Source organism: Nocardioides szechwanensis (genome assembly GCF_900103935.1).
Lineage (GTDB): Bacteria > Actinomycetota > Actinomycetes > Propionibacteriales > Nocardioidaceae > Nocardioides > Nocardioides szechwanensis.
In genome coordinates, this window is record NZ_FNIC01000002.1 from 331,545 (window position 1) to 350,899 (window position 19,355).

The following is a 19,355-nucleotide window of genomic DNA, read 5'->3' on the forward strand; positions in this document are numbered from 1 at the left end:
CGACCGGGCATCTCCCGACTGCCCTCGTCCCTCTCGGTGGCGGACAACCCTAGACAGAGCCGCGATGAGCGCTCGATCCCGATCCACCCGATCCCCTTCCTCCAGGACCACCGCGCTGACGGTGTTGGACCGCCGCACCGACCTGCGGGTCCTGCTGATCGAGGACGCGACGACCGACTGCGTGCTGGTGCGGGCCCTGCTCGAGGGGGAGTTCCCCAACGGGGACATCGAGGCCGCCACCAGCCTTGCGCACGCCCTCGATCGCCTCGCGCTGGCGGACTACGACGTGGTCCTCGTCAACCTCAACCTCCCCGAGGCCGACGGCTGCGCCGTCGTCCGCGCGGTGCGCGTCACCTCGCCCCACACGGCACTGATGGTCCTGACCGGCCGCGGCGACGGGACCCTGGCGCTGTGGGCGCTGGCCGAGGGTGCGCAGGACTACCTGGTGACCGGCGAGCACGACGGCCCGCGCCTGGCCGACGCGCTGCTACGGGGGCTCCAGCGCAGCCGCACCGAGCAGCGGGCGCACGCCGTACTGGGCTCGGCGCTGGACCACGAGTCGGAGAGCGCAGTACGGCTCCGCGAGCTCACCCTCGCGAAGAGCGAGTTCGTCGCGACCGTGAGCCATGAGCTGCGGACCCCTCTCAGCAGCATCGCCGGCTACGCCGAGATGCTGCGGTCCGAGGGCGGCCTCACCACCCAGCAGACCAGGTTCGTGGATGCCATCGCTCGCAACGCCACCCGCCTCGCCGTGCTGACCGACGACCTTCTCGTGGTCTCCTCCTTCAGCTCCGCGGTCGAGCAGCTGGAGCCCGTCGCGGTCGACCTGAGCGTGGTCGTCGCCGGCACCCAGGAGGTCATCCGGGTGCTGGGAGCCGGGCACCAGCTCGACTTCGTCTTCGAGCTGCCCGACCACCCGGCACTCGTGACCGGCGACGCCGGCCATCTCGAGCGCGTCGTACTCAACCTGGTGGGCAACGCCATCAAGTTCAGCAAGGAGCACGGCCGCGTGACGTGCCGGGTGTCGACCAGCCCGTCAGACGTCTACCTCGAGGTGATCGACAACGGCATCGGGATCCCTGAGGACGAGCAGCACGAGCTGTTCACGATGTTCTTCCGGGGCTCGACAGCGCGCAACCGCGCCGTCCAGGGCACCGGGCTCGGGCTCCACATCGTCTCGTCGATCGTGCGCCACCACCACGGGGAGATCGACGTCCAGTCGGGGAGTGGGCAGGGGACCACGTTCACGGTGCGCCTGCCGCGACGGCTGCGGGCCGCGTGACCGGCGGCGCCAACCGCGCTAGTAGCTGTCGGCGATCGTGATCTTGTCGTACGCCGCCGGCACCTCGTCGCCGCTGTAGCAGCTCAGCGTCACGACCTGCCCCACAGCAGCGGTGTCGGAGCTGCAGTCGAGCTGGGCGACCACCTCGAAGGCCTCGCCCTCGGTGATCTCCAGCGGGTTGTCGACGCCACCGGGAGCGTCGTCGTTGGGCACCCAGGTGTGCCCGTCCCAGCGCCAGTTGCCGTCGGGGCTGATCTGCTCTCCGCACCTGCCTTCGCTCATGTTCGGCACCTTCTCACGGACCGATCAGCGGCGCCACGCCTATGCTCGGGCAACAAGCCCTACCGTGGAGCCGTGGCAAAGAAACGCAAGCGTCCCGACCATCCTCGCGTGCCTCGCCGACCCACCATCGAACATCGGCAAGTGCCGCGAACCGAGCCGGACGCCGAGCTCCAGCCGCTGATGCAACTGCTCAAGCGCGCCCTCTACGCCGACCACCCCCTCGAACTGCTCGCCCTGGTGTCCGGGCTGATGGCCACGGCCATGCCGCGGCCGAGTCTCCGTGGCGAGGAGCCGAAGGTGTCCCTGGACCACCTGGTGGGGACCTTCGAGGACGTCGACCTGGCGGCCACGACGGCGGCCCTGCACGTGATCGCCGAGCTCACGACCGACGAGCTGATGACCGCGCGGATCAGGCGCACCCTCCGGGCGCGTCAGCAACCGATGCCGCAGTGGCTCCGCGACCTCGGACGCACTGAGCTGATCGGCGTCCACGAGACGTCGGAGGAGCTGGACGACGGCCGCAACGTCATCGTCGACGTACGGCTCCCTGACGGGAGCGCCGTGGCCGCGGTGATCTACATCGACCACAACATCGGCATGGTGGTGAAGGACGCGTTCACCGTTGACCTGCCGTTCGTGGAGCTCCGGCCCCGGTTCGCGGAGATCGAGCCCGACATCGACATCGCCGGCATAGACCCGGCACTGGCCAGGGCCAAGATCGTGAGGGCTGTCGAGATCGGCGCGATGACCTACCCGCCGATCGAGACGGAGACCTGGCCCGGGCAGCGCGCACTGATCGACTGGATGGTGCGGCAGCTGCCCGACGGCGCCGAGCTCCCGGAGTGGGAGCCGATGTCCGACGGGGACCAAGCAGCGCTCATCGACGACTTCCTCGGCTCGTCGTACGGCCAGCGGTACGTCGGGAGCGAGCCGCACCTCCAGCTGCTCGAGAGCCTCCTGTGGTTCGGCACCGGCTACGGCACCTGCGACCCCCTGCGCTGGTCGCCGGTGAACGTCGAGGTCCTGCTGGTCGACTGGTTCCCCCGCAAGGTTGTGGCGCCTGTCGAAGAGCTGACCCTGATGCCAGCACTGCTGCGCTCGTTCATCCGCTACGCCCATGCGAAGCGGGGCATCCGTGCCGACAACCGGACGGCAACCTTGGCGTCGGTCGACCGCTGGGAGCCGGAGTACCAGGCGCTCATCCGGACCGACCGGCCCCAGGGTGCCGAGGCGTTGGCGCGGATGCTGCTCACAGACGACCAGATCGAGGATCTGATGTTCGAGGAGCTGGTCGATGCCGTTGGAGGCATCGAGACGCTCGATCATCTTGACGACGAACCCCTTCCCGACGAGCCCTTCGACCCGTCCGGGGTACCGGACGAGATTCTGCCCAAGATTCTGGAGATGGTGGCGCTCTGCGACGACAACGCAGACGCCCTGCTCGATGTCGAGCACCGCACCGCCAACCGACGATTGATCCGCCTCCTTGCCCTGGCCGACCCCGGCTACTTCCGCGGTCGTGCCTCGGCCCGTACGTCGGCGGCGGCGGTCAGCTGGATGGTCGCTCGCGCCAACGACACGATCAGCCCCTACGGGCTCACCTCAGCCGAGCTCCTGGCCACGTTCGGGGTGGCGTCGGTCTCCGATCGCGCACATCGTTTCCGTCGGATGCTGGATCTACCGGACCACGGGCCGGTTCCCGGCCCGATCCCCCTGGGTCGGCCCGAGCTGCTCGTGAGTGAGGCGCGCGGAGAGATCATCGCCGAACGTGACGGGCTTCGGACCTGACTCGACGCTGAGCGACACCCGGTTCAGGCGGCCATCCACAGGCGCGGAAATCTGACTTTTCACGTCGGCGACTGCTGGCAACGGTGGTGGTCATGTCGCCCTCTCGGAAGCCCCTTTCGTTTCTCACCGTCCTCGCGCTCCTGGCCGCCGGCCTCGTCCTCGCTGTCGCGACCCCCGGTGCCGCGCCATCGGCCGAAGCGGCCACCCGGGTCGCCAAGGACACCTGCCGGCGGATCGACCCCAACCTCGTCAACGGCGCGTGCCTTCGCTACCGCACCCGGCACGGGACGGGGCTGACCTGGCTCGGCACCTTCCGCGCGCCCAGCGGCCGCGTCTTCTTCTGCATCGACTTCCTCTACGACTCCCGGCTGCCGCGTCGGGCGTTGACGGTCCCGACCGAGCGGATCGTCAACCAGCTCGGCGAGCGGGTGCACGACCCGGAGGTCGCGGCCCTCAACTACGTCATCTCGACGTGGGCGGGGCACGGGTCGACCGGCAGCGACGAGCGCGACGCCGCGATCGCGCTGCTCATCCGCGAGGTGATGAGCGACGGCGTACGCCGTGGCGGCACCGTCGTCTACCCGCCCGGTCTCGAGGTGGGCGAGCAGGTGCGACCGCCGATCGGTGGGCTCGGTGGCCGGATCATGGCCCTGGCCCAGGGGATGTGGCAGCGGGCCTCGCGCTACTACGGGCCCTACCGGCTCGTCATGGACAGCCGCAACCACGGCCCCATGCGGCTGGGCCGCACCCGCACCTACCGGGTCGAGGTCAGGTCCGCGGTGGGGCGGCGGGTGCCCGGGGTGGAGGTGCGGTTCGTGTGCACCGGCCCGATCCGGTGCCCGCGGCCCGTGACCTCCACCCGGCAGCGGACCAGGCTGCGGGTCAAGCCGCAGGACGTCGGCCGCTACCGGATCCGCGCCTACGCCACCGGCCCGTCCTCCGACGGCCTGCTCTACCGCGCCAGGTCCTGGCATCCGCACGGCGGGCAGGCCGCGCGCAACGCCGGCCGGCAGCGCGGCTGGATCGCGCAGGAGAGCCGCACGACGGCGGTCGTCCAGGCCAGCGCCAGGATCCGCAAGGCGCGTCCGTCGGTCGTCACCCAGACTTCCGAGGCGGTCGTGACGCCCGGCGCCTCCATCTTCGACACGGTCGTGGTGGCCGGGCTGCCCGAGGGGTACCGCGCGACCGTCGCCGCCGAGCTCTACGGCCCCTTCGACGCCCAGCCGGACGCCGACGACTGCACGCCCGAGACGCGCGCCGGCCAGGTCACGTTCGCCGTTGACGGCAACGGCACCTTCGAGACCCCGCCGCTGCCGGTGGAGCAGGTCGGCTACTACACCTGGGTCGAGTCGTTCCCGGGAGACGACCACACCGTGCCGGTGACGACCCGCTGCGGCCTGGTCGAGGAGACCACGCAGGTCATCGCGTTCACACCCGAGGTGCGCACCACGGCCTCGCGCCAGCGCGCCTTCGTCGGTGACGCGATCCACGACACGGTCGTCGTCAGCGGCATCGAGGACAGCCCGGTCACCGTCCTGTGGGCGCTCCACGGTCCGCGACCGCCGAGCGACGGATCGTGCGACGGGCTGGGCTGGGGCAACGCCCCGCTGGCCGCCCGCGGCAGCTTCGAGGCGCCCGGCGACGGCAGCTACCGCACTCCGAGCACGACCCTGCGGCGCGCCGGTTGCTACACGTTCAGCCAGCGGATCCCCGCCACCGCGCTGACCGACGAGGCCTACAGCCCGCCGGGTCTCGCCCCCGAGACGGCGCTGGCGATCCGTCGTACTCCCGAGGTGAGCACGGTGATCTCCGACCAGCACGCGCTGGTGGGGGAGCGGCTCCTCGACACGGTCCGGCTGCGCGGGCTCGGCCCCGACGACCGGGTCACCGTGCGGTGGTGGCTGCACGGACCGCTGGCGCCGAGCGACGGCACGTCGTGCGACGGGCTGTCGTGGCGCGGCGCTCCGGTCGCCGACCACGGCGAGCTCGTCGCCCGGGGCAACGGCACCCACCAGACGCGGAGCTCCCTGGTCGAGGTCGCCGGCTGCTACACCTACAGCGAGCGCCTCCCCGCGACGGAGGCGACCGAGCCCGCCTCCACCGAGCCCGGCGTCCCGGTCGAGACCGCGTTGGTGACCAAGCCGGTCACCCCGTATGTCCCCGAGATCCCGTCCGGTCCCGCCGACCCCGGCTCGGAGCCGGTGCGGCCGACCCGGCGTGCCGAGCCGCGCTACCTCTACCGGCCGTACGTCGCTCCCGCGACGCCGGCGGCGCGTCGCCGCCCGGCCGGGGTGCTGACGATCGACCGGGTCGGCATCCGCGCGACCGTCGACGCGGTCGGGCTCGACCACGGCACGATGGCCATCCCCAACAACCGCCGGCGGCTCGGCTGGCTCACCACGACCGCGGCGGCCGGAGAGCTGCTCGGCGCGAGCGTCATCTCGGGCCACGTGTCCGACCGGCACGACCGGCCGGGCGCGTTGTGGCGGCTCCGGCACGCGCGGGTCGGCGACGTGGTGCGCTGGACCGACCCCGCGGGTGAGACGCACCGGTTCGTCGTACGACGGATCGAGCGCTTCGCGCGCAGTCGCGGCGTGCCGGGCCGTCTCTTCCGCACCGACGGCCCGCACCTGCTCCACCTCGTGACCTGCACCAACCGCAGGAGCACGTCCGGTGGCGGCTTCCACTACGCCGACAACCTGGTCGTGACCGCGGAGGAGGTGTCGTGAGCGACCGATTTGGGCACCGGGGACCCTCAGACCACCAGGAGTGCCCATGCCACTGCTCACCGCTGCCGTTCGTGGTGCTTCCTCTGTCGGCGGGGCCGTGCTGTGTGGCGCAACGCGCGCCCTGGCCGCCGTACGCCCGGCGGCGAAGCCGCTGCACCCCCAGGGTCGGGTGCTCGAGGCCTGCCTCTACCGGCACGGCGTGGAGCCGCCGCTGGGCGTGGAGTTCCTCGACACGGTCTCGACCGACGAGGTCGTCGTGCGCGAGTCGCGGGCGATCGGCCTGCCGCGGCAGCTGCCCGACATCCACGGCCTGGCGATCAAGATGACCAACGCCGACGGCACCACGGGCGACTTGCTGTTCGCCACGACCGGCTCGGGGCGCCTGTCGCGGTTCGTGCTCACGTTCAGCAAGTCGACCTACGGGCGGCCGCTGACGACGCTCCTTCCCTACAGCACCAGCGCCGGGCCGATCGTCCTCGGCGCCCGGGCCGTCGGCTTCTCGACGGTCGAGCTCCGGTGCTCCGTCGGCGACGGCGAGTGGCGCCACTTCGCGGACCTGCGGCTCTCGGAGACCGTGGGAGCCGACCAGGACATCTCGTTCGACCCGGTGCGCAACCAGCTGCCCGGGCTCGAGCAGTACGGCTGGGTGACGCGGCTGCGCGCCCCGGCGTACGAAGAGGCGCGGGAGAGCCGCAGCGAGTGAGCGACACCCCGCGAGACCGGCTGCTCGCCGACCGTGAGCGGACCTCGGCCCGGCTGGCGACGCTGCGCGGCGACTTCCGCAGCGTGGTCGACGCGTCGCGCGACACCAACGCCGATGACGAGCACGACCCTGAGGGCGCGACGATCGCCTTCGAGCGCTCGCAGGTGTACGCCTTGGTCCGGCAGGCAACGCAGCACCTCGACGAGGTCGACGCCGCGCTGTCCCGACTGGACGACGGCACCTACGGCCGCTGCGAGGTCTGCGGGAACGCGATCGCCGCCGCGCGGTTGGAGGTCCGCCCGACGGCGCGCACGTGCGTGGCCTGCGCCTAGGACACGTCCTAGGTGACGACCCGGATCTCGTCGCCGAGCCTCGCCCCGAGCTCCAGGTCGAGCTCGTCGCCTGACCAGAACGTGCCCGGGTCGTAGTAGTTGGTCGGGCGGCCGCCGTCCAGCAGACCCATGGCCTGGTACGTGCCGGCAACGACCTCGGCGCAGTACGTCAGCTCGGCGGGGGCCTTGCTGCGGACCCGCCCCCGAGCCCAGCGCGCAGCCAGCTTGGCGGTCGGCGGGAACGGCGTACCGTCGAGCCGCGCGATCGCGCGGAGCACGGCGGCCTCCATGTCGGGGGTGATCTCGGCGTCGAGCTGGCGCAGCCAGGCGCGTTGGCCGTAGCGCCCGCACCACTGCTCGACGGCGCCGCGCAGGTCGTGGAGCTGGACCCCGCGGTGGTGCTTGCCGGTCCAGACGTCGAGAAGGCCCTTGCCGAGCTCGGCGTGCCACATCAAGGGAGGCAGGTCGTCGATCACGACCGCCATGCCGACGTGGTTGACCGGTGCGTTGGTCAGGACCCGGATAGCGTGGTCGGCGGCGGACTGGCCGCGGAAGAGCCAGAGGTCACCGGTGCGGGTCAGCTCCACGGCCGCGTCGAGGGTCAAGCTGGTCGTGTCCAACGTGAGGGAGTCCTGTCGATGAAGCTGTGGAAGTTGCTCGGGATCGCGGGGCTGACCGGGGTGGCCGCCACGGGGGCCATCATTGCGCGCGAGCAGCGCAAGCGCGCGCAGGTCACGCCCGACGACGTACGACGTCAGTTGCACCAGCGCCTCGCGGACATCGAGAACGCCCGGGAGGGCTGACCCGCGTGTGCTTCTCGATGGAGGCAGACCTGGTCGCGGGGGCCGTGCTCCTACCGATCGGCGTCCTGTCCCTGAGCCACGTGCGGGAGCCGCGCGAGGTGCCGCTCGCCGCGCTGCCGCTGCTCCTGGGCGTCCACCAGCTCGTGGAGGCCGTCGTCTGGGCCGGCGTTGACGGCTCGGTGTCGTCGGACCTCGCGCACCTGGCCGCTCTTGTCTACGTCGTGATCGCGCTGCCGCTCCTGCCCACCCTCTTCCCGCTGGCCGTGTGGCTGATCGAGACGTCCTCGCGGCGGCGGCTCGTGGTGCCCTTCCTGGCCGTCGGCGTCGTGGTGTCGGCCTACATGGGCCTACGCCTGTGGCAGAACGGCCTGGACGTGGTGGCGCACGACTTCGGGCTCGAGTACCGCGTCGGCCTGGGCTTCCAGGAGCTGTGGACCGGCGCCTACGTCGTGGCCACCATGGGCGCCTGCGTGGTCTCGAGCTACCGGACCGTCGTCGCGTTCGGCGTCCTGAACCTGATCGGCCTGACCATCGTCGGTCTCGCCTACGCCCAGGCGTTCGCGTCGCTGTGGTGCGTGTACGCCGCCCTGGTGTCGGTGCTGATCCTCGTGCACATGGTGTGGCGGAACCCTCGGCATCAGCCCCAGGCGTCGCTCGCTCAGCTGTAGCCGACCAGCACCGGGGTGGCCTCGACGACCTCGAGCGCGACTGCGTCGCCGGGGATCGTGACGGTGCCGGGCACTGGTCGCCACGCACCGCCGTTGACGCGGAACTCGGCGGAGTAGGTCGTGTCCACCGCCGGCCCGACCTGCCCCTTGGCGGTGTAGTTGTGGGTGATCTCGAGGTCGGGGTACGGCGACCCGGCCGACTCGGTGGCAGTGCTCGCGCCGTCGCCGAAGTGCCACTCGTAGCTGCTGGGCCAGATCCTCAGGTCGACCTGTTGGCCGAACAGCCGGATGGTGCGGTCGAGGGGTGCCGTCTCGGTGTAGAAGTTCGTGTCGAAGTTGACCAGCGTGCGGCCGTTGGGAGGTTGCACGATCAGCTCGGAGGGCGGGAGAGGCAGGTCACGAAACGCGGCGGCGACCAGACCGGAGGTTAGGAGTTCTACGGGTAGCTCCGGCGTCGCGCAATAGTCTTCGGGATCCGCACCGATCACGCCGGCCACTCCGATGCAGGCCGCGTTGCCGACAGGGGTGGTCGGCAAATCGGCCGCCGTGTCTGCGTTCGATCCAGGGTTCTCAGAATCGCAGATTTCGACGACAACAGTCCTGATTTGGTTGTCGATCATCACCACCTGCTCGACCCGGTTGCATCCGGCTGCAGCAGGAGCAAGACCTGCTAGCTGCACGCAAGAAGTCAGAACCGCCATCGCGAGGAGTCGCGGGATCATCGGATTAATCCGATGTACGAAACGACAAGCCCACCCTCAAAGGGCTTCACCTTGAACCGGAAGATGGCCTTGTCTTCTTCATACTTGTCAGGGGCGGTTCCTGATGCGGCGATCATGACGCCCGCGCCCATGGTTATGGCCGCCGTGACCTCCAGGTCCTCCAATTCCTTGGCGTTGTCGACGGTCCAACCCGTGGTCTCGTAGCTCCCGCCGGCCGCATAGACATCCTCGATCAGATCGATGTAGGGCTCACAGGAACCGCACTTGTCTGCAGTCAGCCCACGTAGAGCAGTTGTGTCGCCGGAGGTCAGTGCCCGGTTCCGCTCCTGCACCCAAGCGCGAACGGCTTGAACGGGAGTCAAGGACGCGGGCGGCGCTGAAGTGGTCGGAGTCGGTTCCGCGGTGTCGCTAGGCCTCGTGCTTGGGGTGGGGTCGACGTTGGGTTCGGGGTCGTCGTCGGAGCAGCCGACGAGGACGAGGGTGAGGGCCGCGAGTAGTGCGGCGAACCGAACCTGGATCAACGCTGGTCCTTCCCGAGATGCTGCACGCCCAGACCGAGGCGATGAGGAGAAAGTACCCCTCCCCGGCCCGGACCGGAAGCCGGAAGAATCCACCTGTGGAAATCGCCGCGACCCATTGACCAGGTAGTGGTGCGCGGTATAATCGAAGACATGTTCGAGATCGCCACGACTCAGAAGATGCGGCCCGACCCGGCCGCGTTCTGGGTCGAGCTCGTCGGTGACATCGACGGCGCAGGCCTCGACGAGCAGGAGCTGGTCGACCAGCTCGAGGCGATGGAGCGCCTCACCTGCGCCGCGGCCGCGGCCAAGGCACGGTTGACCGCCGATCTTCACTCCCGTCGCCTCGTCCGTGAGGCCCGGGCCGGGGTGCCGGCGCAGCGTCGGGGTCGGGCGGTGGCCCACGAGGTCGCCCTGGCCCGCCACGAGTCACCCCACGAAGGACGCCAGCACACCGCCCTCGCGTTGGCGCTGGTCCACGACCTGCCCGAGACCCTGGCCGCGCTCGGCCGGGGCGAGATCAACGAGTACCGAGCGCAGATCCTGGCCCGCGAGTCCCCCGACCTGTGCCGCGCCGACCGAGGTCTCCTCGACGCGACCCTCGGACCCCGCCTGGCCGGGATGGGCAACCGTGAGGTCATGGTGTCCGCCCGCCGGCTGGCCTACCAGCTCGACACCGCCGCCGCCGAGCACCGCGCTGCACGGGCCCGGACCCGGCGTCGGGTCACCGCACGTGGCCTGCCGGACTCGATGGCCCGGATCAGCGCCGAGGTGCTCGCCGAGGACGCCGTGGTCGCGATGGACTGCCTCCGGGAGTACGCCGACCTGCGGCGCGCGATCGGCGACGACCGCACCCGCGACCAGATCATCGCCGACGAGCTCGTCGCCCGGCTCTGCCGCCCGGCCCTCGCCGGCACCCGCGGGGTCGAGGTCCAGCTCGTGATGAACGCCGACATGCTCCTCGACGACGACACCACCCCCGCCCACCTCGTGGGCCACGGCCCGATCCCCGCCGGGATCGCCAGGAAGCTCCTCGCCGACGCCGACGGCAAGGTGTTGATCCGGCGCCTGTACGCCCACCCCGACGACAACTCACTGGTCGCGATGGACTCCAAAGGCATTCTCTTCCCCCGCGCGTTGCGACGCCTGCTGTTCGCCCGCGACGGCGAGACCTGCCGTACGCCGTGGTGTGACGCCCCCGCCCGCCACGGCGACCACGTCACACCCCGCCACCGGGGCGGCCGTAGCACCCTCGATGGCGGCCAAGGGCTGTGCGAGGCCTGCAACTACGCCAAGGAAGCCCCCGGGTGGCGACATCACACCCAGAGCCAGTGGCCCCAGCGCCACACCGTGCAGATCACCACCCCCACCGGACACACCCACCAGTCCCAGGCACCACCCCTGCCCGTGCGCCCGAACACCCGGGTCCTGACCTGCGAGATCTACCGCCCGATGCCGCAGCTCGACCTCGCCAGCTAGCTCGTCGCGCCCCGGGAGTTGCGGCGGATGGCCGCGAGCTCGTCGGCGACCGCGTCGAAACGATCGTGGGGAAACCCGAGCTGACGTCGCACCTGCGCGCGGCTCTCGACACACATCTCCTCGACGGCATCGAGGTCGTCGTCGGGGTCGACGTACGCGAGAGGCAGGGTGAGCCACCGATGCGCCTGGCGGACCTCGTTGTTCTCCCGAAGCAGGTCGCCGACGAAGTGGCACGTGGAGACGGTGACGAGGTCAGCCCGGAAGTCGGCCAGCAGCTGCTTCAGCAGTGCGGTCGCCCAGACCTCGTCACCAGTGGCGAACGCCAGCTGTAGCTGGGTCGCGCGAGTGGCGACCTCGCCCTCCGAGGGCTCGTCCTGGATCTCTTCCAGTAAGGCACGCGCGCGGTCGTTCTCGCCTCGCATCATCCAGTGCTCGGCGGCGGTGGAGAGGAAGGTGACCCGCCCGTACTCGCCCTGCGGGATCGAGCGGCCTAAAGCCTCATGGGCCTCCGCCTTGTCGGCGCGCATGGCGAATTCGATCTCGTCGTGCCGGGCCTCGACGTCGAGTGGATCCACGCGGCAAACGTTAGCGAGTGGCGAGCTCCACAGTGACCTCCGGACGTCGCTGGCGTTGAACAACGCATGCGCATCCGCCTCGCCGCCGTGCTCGCCGCCGCCGCTCTTGTGACCGCCGGTCTCGCACCCGCGTCCGTCCAGGCCGAGACACCGGAGCAGGCGGCGAAGGCCTCCGCCCAGTCGTCCTCCAAGTCGTCCGCCAAGCCGGTCGGCACGGTGCTGTCCTCGGAGACGCTCAAGCGCTCGCTGTGGATCCCGAAGACGACGAGCCGGGCGTTCAAGCTGAAGTACGTCACGACGGACGCCTTCGGGCGCCGTACGCCGAGCACCGGGACGGTGTTCGTGCCGAAGGGCCGGGCGCCGAAGGGCGGTTGGCCGGTGATCTCGTGGGCGCACGGGACGTCCGGGATCGGTGACGGCTGCGCACCGTCGTCGGTCGGTCCGGCGATGCCTGCGCGCGACTGGGCCTACCTGGGCACGTGGATGCGCCAGGGCTACGCGATCGTCGCGAGCGACTACGCGGGTCTGGGCACCACGGGCGTGCACGCCTACCTGCACAACCGCTCCACCGCCCACAACGTCGTCGACATGGTGAAGGCCGCGCGCCGGTTCTCGCAGTCGCACCTGCCGGAGAGCCAGCGGCTGAGCAACAAGTGGGTCGTCATCGGGCAGTCGCAGGGAGGCGGCGGGGCGATCGCGACTGCGAGCTACGCGACCGAGTTCGGGGGCAAGGGACTGGACTTCCGCGGCGGCGTGGGCACGGGGACGCCGGCGTTCATCGAGGTGCTGGTCTCCCTGCCCGGCCCGGGTGTCCTGCCCGTCGACGCGAGCCAGGCGCTGACGGCGTACCTGCTCTACATCCTCGTCGGCATGCGCGAGGTGCACCCCGAGCTCGACATCGACAGCGCGCTCACGCCCGAGGGCAAGCAGTTCGTCGACCTCGCCGAGACGGCCTGCATCATCGAGCTCGAGGAGGCCGTGAAGGGCCACGCGATGGGTGACTTCTTCAACCGCCCGCTCGCGTCGCTGCCCGGGTACGTCGAGACCGCGCGCGCCTACCTCGGGATGCCCGAGACCAGCTTCGAGAAGCCGATCTTCCTGGCCAACGGCCTCGTCGACACCGACGTGCCGATGGAGACCACCGCGGCGTACGTCGGTCTGCTGCGGGCCGGCGGGGCGGACGTGACCTTCCGGACCTACCCGACCGACCACAACACGACCATGCAGGCGTCGCTGGTCGACTCCGTGCCGTTCGTGAAGGGACTCTTCCGGTACTGACGCGGACCCGCTGACACCACTAGCGTGCTCCCCGTGGAACCGGACAACGGGAGCAACGACGGCCCCGAGCGCAACGACCCCGCCTGGTCGACGTACACGCCACCGGAGACGCCCCCACCGCCCAACATCTACGGACCGCCCCAGACGTCGTCACCTGAGGTGGCGCGGCTGTTCGGGACCAAGCCCAGCTCCAAGGCGGGGTGCGTGCTCATCCCGTTCGTCGTCATCCTGCTGGTCGTCATCGGCGTGATCGTCGGCATCATCAACGCGGCCAGCGACTCCGACGATGCGTTCGAGTTCGAGTTCGACGAGCCCTCCATCGAGTTCCCCGACATCGACCAGCCCCCGCCGCCGCCGAAGCTGCACACCGTCAGCGGCTTCAACGAGCTGCGCGACGCGATCCGCGAGGAGACCGGCTCGACGGAGGTCTTCGAGGCGAACATCTACCCCGAGTACGCCTCACTCTCGGTTCCCGCGCAGGCGACCGGCCAGCGCGCGTTCAGCTACTTCTACAACGGCGAGCTCGCCGATCCCGGCAAGGGGCGTTCGAGCTACGAGCGCTTCGACCTCACCCAGATCGACCCGCAGGTGATGATCAGGCTGGTGCAGAAGGCGAAGAGGCTAGTGGAAGACCCCACCAGCTGGTACGTCATCATCCGCAAGCCCGGACCCCCGTTCGACAACGGCGGCTGGTTCTCGGCCTACGCGTCCAACGAGTTCAGCGAGAGCGGCTACCTCCAGGCCACGCTCGACGGGACCATCGTCCACCGCTACGTCAGCGAGTAGAGGTAGCGGCTGGTCGGCACCAGGTCGAGGTCGCGGTCGGCACCGATCCGGGCGACGCTGGCCATCAGCGTCGTCAGTCGTTCGTTGAGTACGGCGTCGTCCCCACCGCTGCCGTAGAACGCGTGCATGTCGCTCATCCCCTCGATCGGGAACAGCTCCTCCACCAACGCGTGCACCTGCGCCATGATCGGGGGGGCATCGGGCGTGACCGGCGCGACCACGACGTTCTGGAGGTAGCCGAACGTGGCCTGCGTCGCGATCGCGATCGGCGTGTGGTCGACCAGCCAGCGGTGCAGCCACTCCTCCTGGGAGAGCTCGTCGGGCCGGCGCAGCACGGCCACGTTGGCCAGTCCCTCGCTGCGGGAGCCGTCCCAGGTCTCGGGCGGGTCGATCGGGCGCCGCTCCTCGACCTCCCAGCCCGCGACGCGTTCGGCGACCGCCGTCAGGGCGGCGACGACGACGTCGGCGGGGCCCGAGGTCCAGACGCTGACGATCGCGCCGATCGGCTCGTCGCCGGTCGGGATCCGCATCGCCGGCGCGACGTGCGCGTCGTCCACGTTGACCTGGAGCCGCTCCGCACCGGCTGCCTTCAGCGCCTCGCGCAGGTCAGCGGAGTGCAGGGACGCGGTGAGGTCGGGGCCCCAGAGGGCGAACATCAGCTTGGTCACGGCGTGAATCTAGTAGCCTGAGCGCGAAGGTTCGGGGGAACCTTCGTTTGCTGTCTGGAGCAGTGTCACTTGCGCACACCGTCACGCACGCCGCAACGCGTCCTCGTCGAGCCACCGCTGAACGTGGTCGAGGTCGCGTTCGTCGCGTCGTTCCAGGACAGCGACGTACGACGGGTGTGGCCCGGGCAGCCGAGCTCACGCTCGCCGTGGTCGCCCACGCCCGACGGCTGCGAGCTGGTGCTCGACGCGCTGCCCGACGCCGAGGCGGCCACGACCACCGCGGGCTGGCTGCGCTTCCTCGCGCGTGAGTTCCTGGCGCCGCGCACGGAGGCGTCCCTGGCGCTGGCGTTGCGCAACGGCCTCACCGGCGGCCATCGGCTCACCGGTCGGGTGCTGCTCGACGGCGTCCGCGAGATCACGGTGAGCAACAACCGGGTCAACGAGCGGGTGCTCCAGCACCGCCCCGACGCCGACGTCTTCGAGCTCGACGACCGGCGCCGCGCTCACAACACGGACCGGTAGATCCCCACGGTCCGTTCGGCGATCGCCGGCCACGCGAACGCCTCCACCGCGCGGCGGCGCCCGGCGGCGCCCATCTCGGCGGCACGGACGGGGTCGGCGACGACCTCCAGCAGCGCGGCGGCGAAGTCCGCGACGTAGCCCTCGGGGTCCAGGGGAGTGCCGGTGCCGTCGATGGCCTGCTCGATCGGCACCAGCCGGCCGGTCTCGCCGTCGACGACGACCTCGGGGATGCCGCCGGTCGCGGTGGCGACGACCGCGGTCTCGCAGGCCATCGCCTCGAGGTTGACGATGCCGAGCGGCTCGTAGATCGAGGGGCAGGCGAACGCCGTCGCCGCGGTGAGCAGTGCGCACACGGTGGGGCGCGGCAGCATCTCCCGGATCCACACGACGCCGGTGCGGGTCGCGGCGAGGTCGGCCACCAGCGCCTCCACCTCGGCCTCGATCTCGGGCGTGTCCGGCGCGCCCGCGCACAGCACGATCTGCACCTCGGGAGGCAGCTGCGCGACCGCGCGCAGGAACAGCGGCAGCCCCTTCTGCCGGGTGATCCGGCCGACGAAGACCACTGACGGACGGTCGGGGTCGACGCCGAGCGCGCGGACCACCTCGGGGTTGTGGTGGGGCGCCCAGTCCTCGGTGTCGATGCCGTTGTGGACCACATGCACGCGGGCCGGGTCGATGGCGGGGTACGACGTCAGCACGTCGTCGCGCATCGCGGCCGACACCGCGATCACGGCCGCCGCGGCCTCGTAGGCGGTGCGCTCCACCCACGACGACACGGCGTACCCACCCCCGAGCTGCTCGGCCTTCCACGGCCGCAACGGCTCCAGCGAGTGCGCCGAGACCACGTGGGGGACGCCGTGCAGCAGGCCGGCGAGGTGGCCGGCCATGTTGGCGTACCAGGTGTGCGAGTGCACCAGGTCGGTGCCGGCGCAGGCGTCCGCGATCGCGAGGTCGACCCCCAGCGTGCGCAGCGTCGGGTTGGCCGAGGCGAGCTCGGCCAGGTCGGCGTACGACGACGTCCCCGGCTCGGAGCGCGGCGCACCGAACGCGTGCACCCGGGCGTCGACGTCGGGCCGGGAACGCAGCGCGCGCACCAGCTCGGTGACGTGCACTCCGGCCCCGCCGTAGATCTCGGGCGGGTACTCCTTGCTCAACACGTCGACCCTCACGCCGGGCACGTTACCGCTGATCGAATCCGGGCTACGGTGAAGGCATGAGTGCCGCGGAGCGCAAGAAGGTTCTGACCATCGTGCTCGCGGGTGGCGAGGGCAAACGGCTGATGCCGTTGACGGCCGACCGCGCCAAGCCCGCGGTGCCGTTCGCCGGTATCTACCGGCTGATCGACTTCGCGCTGTCCAACGTGGTCAACAGCGGCTACCTGAAGATTGTGGTGCTGACGCAGTACAAGTCCCACAGCCTCGACCGCCACGTCACCCAGACCTGGCGCATGTCGACCATGCTCGGCAACTACGTCACCCCCGTGCCGGCGCAGCAGCGCGTCGGCAAGAACTGGTACCTCGGGAGCGGCGACGCGATCTACCAGTCGCTCAACCTGCTCAAGGACGAGAAGCCCGACATCGTGATCGTGGTCGGCGCCGACCACGTCTACCGGATGGACTTCTCGCACATGGTGGCTCAGCACGTCGCCAGCGACGCGGCCTGCACGGTCGCCGCGATCCGGCAGCCGATCGGGCTCGCCGACCAGTTCGGCGTCATCGACGTCCACCCCGACGACCCGTCGCGGATCCGCGAGTTCCTCGAGAAGCCCAAGGACCCGACCGGCCTGCCCGACAGCCCCGGTGAGGTGCTGGCCTCGATGGGCAACTACGTCTTCGACGCCGACGCGCTGATCGAGGCGGTCACCCGCGACGCCACCACGCAGGGCTCCAAGCACGACATGGGCGGCGACATCGTGCCGTCGTTCGTACGGCGTGAGCTCGCCGGCGTCTACGACTACAAGGACAACGTCGTGCCCGGCGCGACCGACCGCGACCGCGGCTACTGGCGCGACGTGGGGACGCTCAAGTCCTACTACGACGCCCACATGGACGTCGTGTCGCCGCTGCCGGTCTTCAACCTCTACAACTTCGAGTGGCCCATCTACACCTCCTACGGACCGCAGCCGCCGGCCAAGGTCGTGCAGGGCGCCAACGGCGCGCCCGCCCACGTCGACGAGGCCCTGCTCTCGCCCGGCACCGTCGTCAGCGGCGGCAGCGTGACCCGCTCGGTGCTGTCGCCCGGCGTCGGGGTCGCGGCCGGTGCGGTGGTCGAGGGATCGGTGCTGATGAACGGCGTCCAGGTCGGCGCCGGGGCCGTGGTCCGCCACGCGATCCTCGACAAGAACGTCGTCGTCCCGGCCGGCGCCCAGATCGGCGTCGACCTCGCCGCCGACCGCGCACGCGGGTTCCTGGTCGAGGACGGGCTCACCGTGCTCGGCAAGGACCAGCAGTTCCCCGGCTGACTTCCCCCAGCTGAGTCCTGGGAGGGGAACCCGACGCCGTTGGGTACCGTCCCATCACCATGCGCACACCTCTCGGAACGCTGCTGATCCTGCCCGCACTGCTCCTCGGCTCCCCGCTCCTCGGTGCCTGCGGTGACGACACCGCCTCCGACCCGGAGAGCCGGTCCAGCCCGGAGCCCACGGCGCTCGACTACACGGTGCTGGCGATCGTCTCGGAGACCGCGGCCGGCGGCACCGTCTCGCCGACGCTGACCCCGCTGCCCGGGCCGGAGGAGCTGACGGCCTTCGTCGAGCAGTTCGAGAACGGCGGCTTCCGCGACGAGGTCACCGCGGAGGTGCAGGACCACGAGCCGCGCGACGGCTACGTCGTGTCGGCCGCCGTGGTGGCCATCGGCTGCGACGTACCTCCCGGGGTGACCGTGGTCGAGACCGAGGAGAGCTACACCGTGCAGGCGGACAAGGTCGCGGACCCGCTGAAGGAGTGCTTCGCACCGGTCACCAGCGTGGCGGTCATCGAGGTGCCTGGTACGTGACCTCGATGGCGTTGGCCACCATCCGCTCGACCCCGTCGGAGGGGCTGTTGACCACGCCCATGCCGCCGCTGGGTCCACGCGCCACCATCGTGCTGGACCCGCCCCCGTCGAGGTTGAGCGCCTCGTCGGCACCCAGGTCCTGCATCAGCTCGGCGAGCTCGACCATCGTGTAGCCACGGCTGAAGCTCTGCCGCCCGTCGATCAGCAGCATGAGCACCTCGCCGGTGTCGCGGTCGATCCCGATCGCCGTACGCGGGTGCATCTCGCGGTCGTTGATGACCTGGACGACCCCGTCGAGGATCAGGAACTTGTTGCCCGTGATCGCCATCGTCGGGCCACCCTGCAGGCGACCGCGCAGCAGCACCTTGGAGCCCTTGCGCAGGCCGGCGAGCCGTTTGGCGCCCTCGCCGCGGCCGATCATCAGGAAGCCGTTGATGTGCTTGTTGACGGTGAGCTTGTTCTTGATCTCGACCACGCGCTGGTTGACCACGCGGACCATCCGCACCTTCTGCTGCTGCCCGCCGGTCACCCGGTAGCCCGAGGTGGGGCCCCACTTCTTGGTGTAGATGCCGATGCCACCGGGTCGGATCTCGGGGGAGTTGACGTTGGTGATCGCGAGGTTGGGCCGGTGCAGGACGCTCATCTTGAGCGGCAGGTAGCCGATGTCGGGGCGGCCCTTGGCGTCGAGGAAGAACGCGGAGTTCCAGCCGCCGCGGGGAGCGTGCAGGAAGCCCATCTGCCGGTCCTGCCCGAGGCCGAGCGGGGCGCCGGTGTCGCCGATGTCGAAGAAGTCGCCGTTGACGCCGGCGATCGCCCGGTGGCGGGCGAGGATGTCGGAGACCTGGTCGGTACGGCGTACCAGCCCGGGCGAGGCGTAGTCGAGCGCGAGACCGGGCGTGCTCAGGTCGACGGTGAGCAGGTGGGCGCGGATCGGCCCGCGGGCGTCGTGCTGGCTCCAGCGGGTGTAGGTGACGCCGGGCGCCACCTCCCACTTGGCGCGGACCGTGGTCGTGGTGACCCCGCGCAGGTAGCGCGGCATCGGGGTCGCGATCTCGCCCTGGACGCCGTCCGAGGTCTGCCTGTCCGAGGTTTGGGGGACGTAGTGGGGCTCGGGTCGGGGGTCACTCTTCTCGCCGCCGGCCGAAGCAGGCGGCGCAGAGAGGAGAGCGCAGCCGAGCACCGCGGCTGCGATCCGGGGAAGTAGGGAGCGCACTGCTCCCAGGGTA

General features: G+C 70.6%; 21 protein-coding genes. 13 read left to right on the top strand and 8 right to left on the bottom strand.

Annotated elements, in window-relative coordinates:
* Positions 1-124 precede the first annotated feature (124 nt).
* A complete protein-coding gene (locus BLR90_RS06820; RefSeq protein WP_170254281.1) occupies positions 125-1,282 on the top strand; it encodes a sensor histidine kinase in 1,158 nt (385 codons plus the stop codon).
* 18 nt (positions 1,283-1,300) lie between these two features.
* Here the strand turns inward: BLR90_RS06820 and BLR90_RS06825 are convergent, their stop codons facing one another.
* Positions 1,301-1,564 (bottom strand): hypothetical protein, encoded by a 264-nt coding sequence (locus BLR90_RS06825; protein ID WP_091023841.1) that lies wholly within the window; start codon positions 1,562-1,564, stop codon positions 1,301-1,303.
* A 141-nt stretch (positions 1,565-1,705) separates the two neighbouring features.
* Here BLR90_RS06825 and BLR90_RS06830 point away from each other — a divergent pair, with 141 nt between their 5' ends.
* From BLR90_RS06830 to BLR90_RS06845, 4 genes are all read left to right on the top strand, one after another.
* Positions 1,706-3,352 (top strand): hypothetical protein, encoded by a 1,647-nt coding sequence (locus tag BLR90_RS06830; protein WP_091023842.1) that lies wholly within the window; start codon positions 1,706-1,708, stop codon positions 3,350-3,352.
* A 92-nt stretch (positions 3,353-3,444) separates the two neighbouring features.
* On the top strand, positions 3,445-6,081 hold the full coding sequence (locus tag BLR90_RS06835) for a class F sortase (RefSeq protein ID WP_143016132.1): 2,637 nt from the start codon (positions 3,445-3,447) through the stop codon (positions 6,079-6,081).
* 46 nt (positions 6,082-6,127) lie between these two features.
* Complete coding sequence (locus BLR90_RS06840) at positions 6,128-6,784, top strand: hypothetical protein (protein WP_143016133.1); 657 nt, start codon at positions 6,128-6,130, stop codon at positions 6,782-6,784.
* Entirely contained in the window at positions 6,781-7,116 is a 336-nt protein-coding gene (locus BLR90_RS06845; RefSeq protein ID WP_091023848.1) for a TraR/DksA family transcriptional regulator, read from the top strand. Before BLR90_RS06840 ends, BLR90_RS06845 begins: the two co-directional genes overlap by 4 nt.
* A gap of 8 nt (positions 7,117-7,124) precedes the next feature.
* Here the strand turns inward: BLR90_RS06845 and BLR90_RS06850 are convergent, their stop codons facing one another.
* Positions 7,125-7,721, bottom strand: a complete 597-nt coding sequence (locus BLR90_RS06850; protein WP_245715194.1) for a hypothetical protein — start codon at positions 7,719-7,721, stop codon at positions 7,125-7,127.
* Positions 7,722-7,754: 33 nt separating this feature from the next.
* Between BLR90_RS06850 and BLR90_RS20935 the strand changes: the two genes are divergently transcribed.
* Both BLR90_RS20935 and BLR90_RS06855 read left to right on the top strand, forming a co-directional pair.
* Positions 7,755-7,919: a hypothetical protein gene (locus tag BLR90_RS20935; protein WP_170254282.1), complete on the top strand. Its 165-nt coding sequence runs from the start codon at positions 7,755-7,757 to the stop codon at positions 7,917-7,919.
* Positions 7,920-7,924: 5 nt separating this feature from the next.
* Positions 7,925-8,587, top strand: a complete 663-nt coding sequence (locus BLR90_RS06855) for a DUF6629 family protein (protein ID WP_091023852.1) — start codon at positions 7,925-7,927, stop codon at positions 8,585-8,587.
* On the opposite strand, the gene BLR90_RS06860 is transcribed toward BLR90_RS06855, so the two are convergent.
* Both BLR90_RS06860 and BLR90_RS06865 read right to left on the bottom strand, forming a co-directional pair.
* Entirely contained in the window at positions 8,578-8,955 is a 378-nt protein-coding gene (locus BLR90_RS06860; protein WP_091023854.1) for a hypothetical protein, read from the bottom strand. The genes BLR90_RS06855 and BLR90_RS06860 overlap by 10 nt on opposite strands.
* 350 nt (positions 8,956-9,305) lie before the next feature.
* Positions 9,306-9,830, bottom strand: coding sequence for a hypothetical protein (locus BLR90_RS06865; protein WP_091023855.1), 525 nt, complete (start codon positions 9,828-9,830; stop codon positions 9,306-9,308).
* Between the two features lie 150 nt (positions 9,831-9,980).
* On the opposite strand from BLR90_RS06865, the gene BLR90_RS06870 reads away from it, so the two are divergent.
* The gene (locus tag BLR90_RS06870) at positions 9,981-11,306 is read left to right on the top strand and encodes an HNH endonuclease (RefSeq protein ID WP_091023857.1); all 1,326 of its coding nucleotides are present in this window, start codon (positions 9,981-9,983) and stop codon (positions 11,304-11,306) included.
* Here BLR90_RS06870 and BLR90_RS06875 read toward each other — a convergent pair.
* Complete coding sequence (locus BLR90_RS06875) at positions 11,303-11,881, bottom strand: hypothetical protein (RefSeq protein WP_091023859.1); 579 nt, start codon at positions 11,879-11,881, stop codon at positions 11,303-11,305. The genes BLR90_RS06870 and BLR90_RS06875 overlap by 4 nt on opposite strands.
* A gap of 66 nt (positions 11,882-11,947) precedes the next feature.
* On the opposite strand from BLR90_RS06875, the gene BLR90_RS06880 reads away from it, so the two are divergent.
* Together BLR90_RS06880 and BLR90_RS06885 are read left to right on the top strand one after the other, a co-directional pair.
* Entirely contained in the window at positions 11,948-13,159 is a 1,212-nt protein-coding gene (locus tag BLR90_RS06880) for a lipase family protein (protein ID WP_091023861.1), read from the top strand.
* Positions 13,160-13,192: 33 nt separating this feature from the next.
* Positions 13,193-13,945, top strand: a complete 753-nt coding sequence (locus tag BLR90_RS06885; RefSeq protein ID WP_091023863.1) for a hypothetical protein — start codon at positions 13,193-13,195, stop codon at positions 13,943-13,945.
* Here the strand turns inward: BLR90_RS06885 and BLR90_RS06890 are convergent.
* Entirely contained in the window at positions 13,930-14,613 is a 684-nt protein-coding gene (locus tag BLR90_RS06890) for a hypothetical protein (RefSeq protein ID WP_091023865.1), read from the bottom strand. The two genes, BLR90_RS06885 and BLR90_RS06890, sit on opposite strands and share 16 nt — an antisense overlap.
* 69 nt (positions 14,614-14,682) lie before the next feature.
* Here BLR90_RS06890 and BLR90_RS06895 point away from each other — a divergent pair, with 69 nt between their 5' ends.
* Positions 14,683-15,135, top strand: a complete 453-nt coding sequence (locus BLR90_RS06895) for a hypothetical protein (protein ID WP_091023867.1) — start codon at positions 14,683-14,685, stop codon at positions 15,133-15,135.
* Here BLR90_RS06895 and glgA read toward each other — a convergent pair.
* Positions 15,117-16,304: a glycogen synthase gene (glgA, locus tag BLR90_RS06900; RefSeq protein ID WP_091023868.1), complete on the bottom strand. Its 1,188-nt coding sequence runs from the start codon at positions 16,302-16,304 to the stop codon at positions 15,117-15,119. The genes BLR90_RS06895 and glgA overlap by 19 nt on opposite strands.
* Before the next feature lie 44 nt (positions 16,305-16,348).
* Here glgA and glgC point away from each other — a divergent pair, with 44 nt between their 5' ends.
* Both glgC and BLR90_RS06910 read left to right on the top strand, forming a co-directional pair.
* Positions 16,349-17,596, top strand: coding sequence for a glucose-1-phosphate adenylyltransferase (glgC, locus tag BLR90_RS06905; RefSeq protein ID WP_091023870.1), 1,248 nt, complete (start codon positions 16,349-16,351; stop codon positions 17,594-17,596).
* A gap of 59 nt (positions 17,597-17,655) precedes the next feature.
* Positions 17,656-18,129 (top strand): hypothetical protein, encoded by a 474-nt coding sequence (locus BLR90_RS06910; protein WP_091023872.1) that lies wholly within the window; start codon positions 17,656-17,658, stop codon positions 18,127-18,129.
* On the opposite strand, the gene BLR90_RS06915 is transcribed toward BLR90_RS06910, so the two are convergent.
* Positions 18,107-19,342: a phosphodiester glycosidase family protein gene (locus tag BLR90_RS06915; protein ID WP_143016134.1), complete on the bottom strand. Its 1,236-nt coding sequence runs from the start codon at positions 19,340-19,342 to the stop codon at positions 18,107-18,109. The genes BLR90_RS06910 and BLR90_RS06915 overlap by 23 nt on opposite strands.
* Positions 19,343-19,355: the final 13 nt, after the last annotated feature.

What these genes read in the sequence shown, in the direction of transcription:
- BLR90_RS06825 (WP_091023841.1), bottom strand. Translation starts at nt 1,564, where the DNA reads ATGAGCGAAGGCAGGTGCGGAGAGCAGATCAGCCCCGACGGCAACTGG.
- BLR90_RS06835 (WP_143016132.1), top strand. Translation starts at nt 3,445, where the DNA reads ATGTCGCCCTCTCGGAAGCCCCTTTCGTTTCTCACCGTCCTCGCGCTC.
- BLR90_RS06840 (WP_143016133.1), top strand. Translation starts at nt 6,128, where the DNA reads ATGCCACTGCTCACCGCTGCCGTTCGTGGTGCTTCCTCTGTCGGCGGG.
- BLR90_RS20935 (WP_170254282.1), top strand. Translation starts at nt 7,755, where the DNA reads ATGAAGCTGTGGAAGTTGCTCGGGATCGCGGGGCTGACCGGGGTGGCC.
- BLR90_RS06870 (WP_091023857.1), top strand. Translation starts at nt 9,981, where the DNA reads ATGTTCGAGATCGCCACGACTCAGAAGATGCGGCCCGACCCGGCCGCG.
- BLR90_RS06880 (WP_091023861.1), top strand. Translation starts at nt 11,948, where the DNA reads ATGCGCATCCGCCTCGCCGCCGTGCTCGCCGCCGCCGCTCTTGTGACC.
- glgC (WP_091023870.1), top strand. Translation starts at nt 16,349, where the DNA reads ATGAGTGCCGCGGAGCGCAAGAAGGTTCTGACCATCGTGCTCGCGGGT.
- BLR90_RS06910 (WP_091023872.1), top strand. Translation starts at nt 17,656, where the DNA reads ATGCGCACACCTCTCGGAACGCTGCTGATCCTGCCCGCACTGCTCCTC.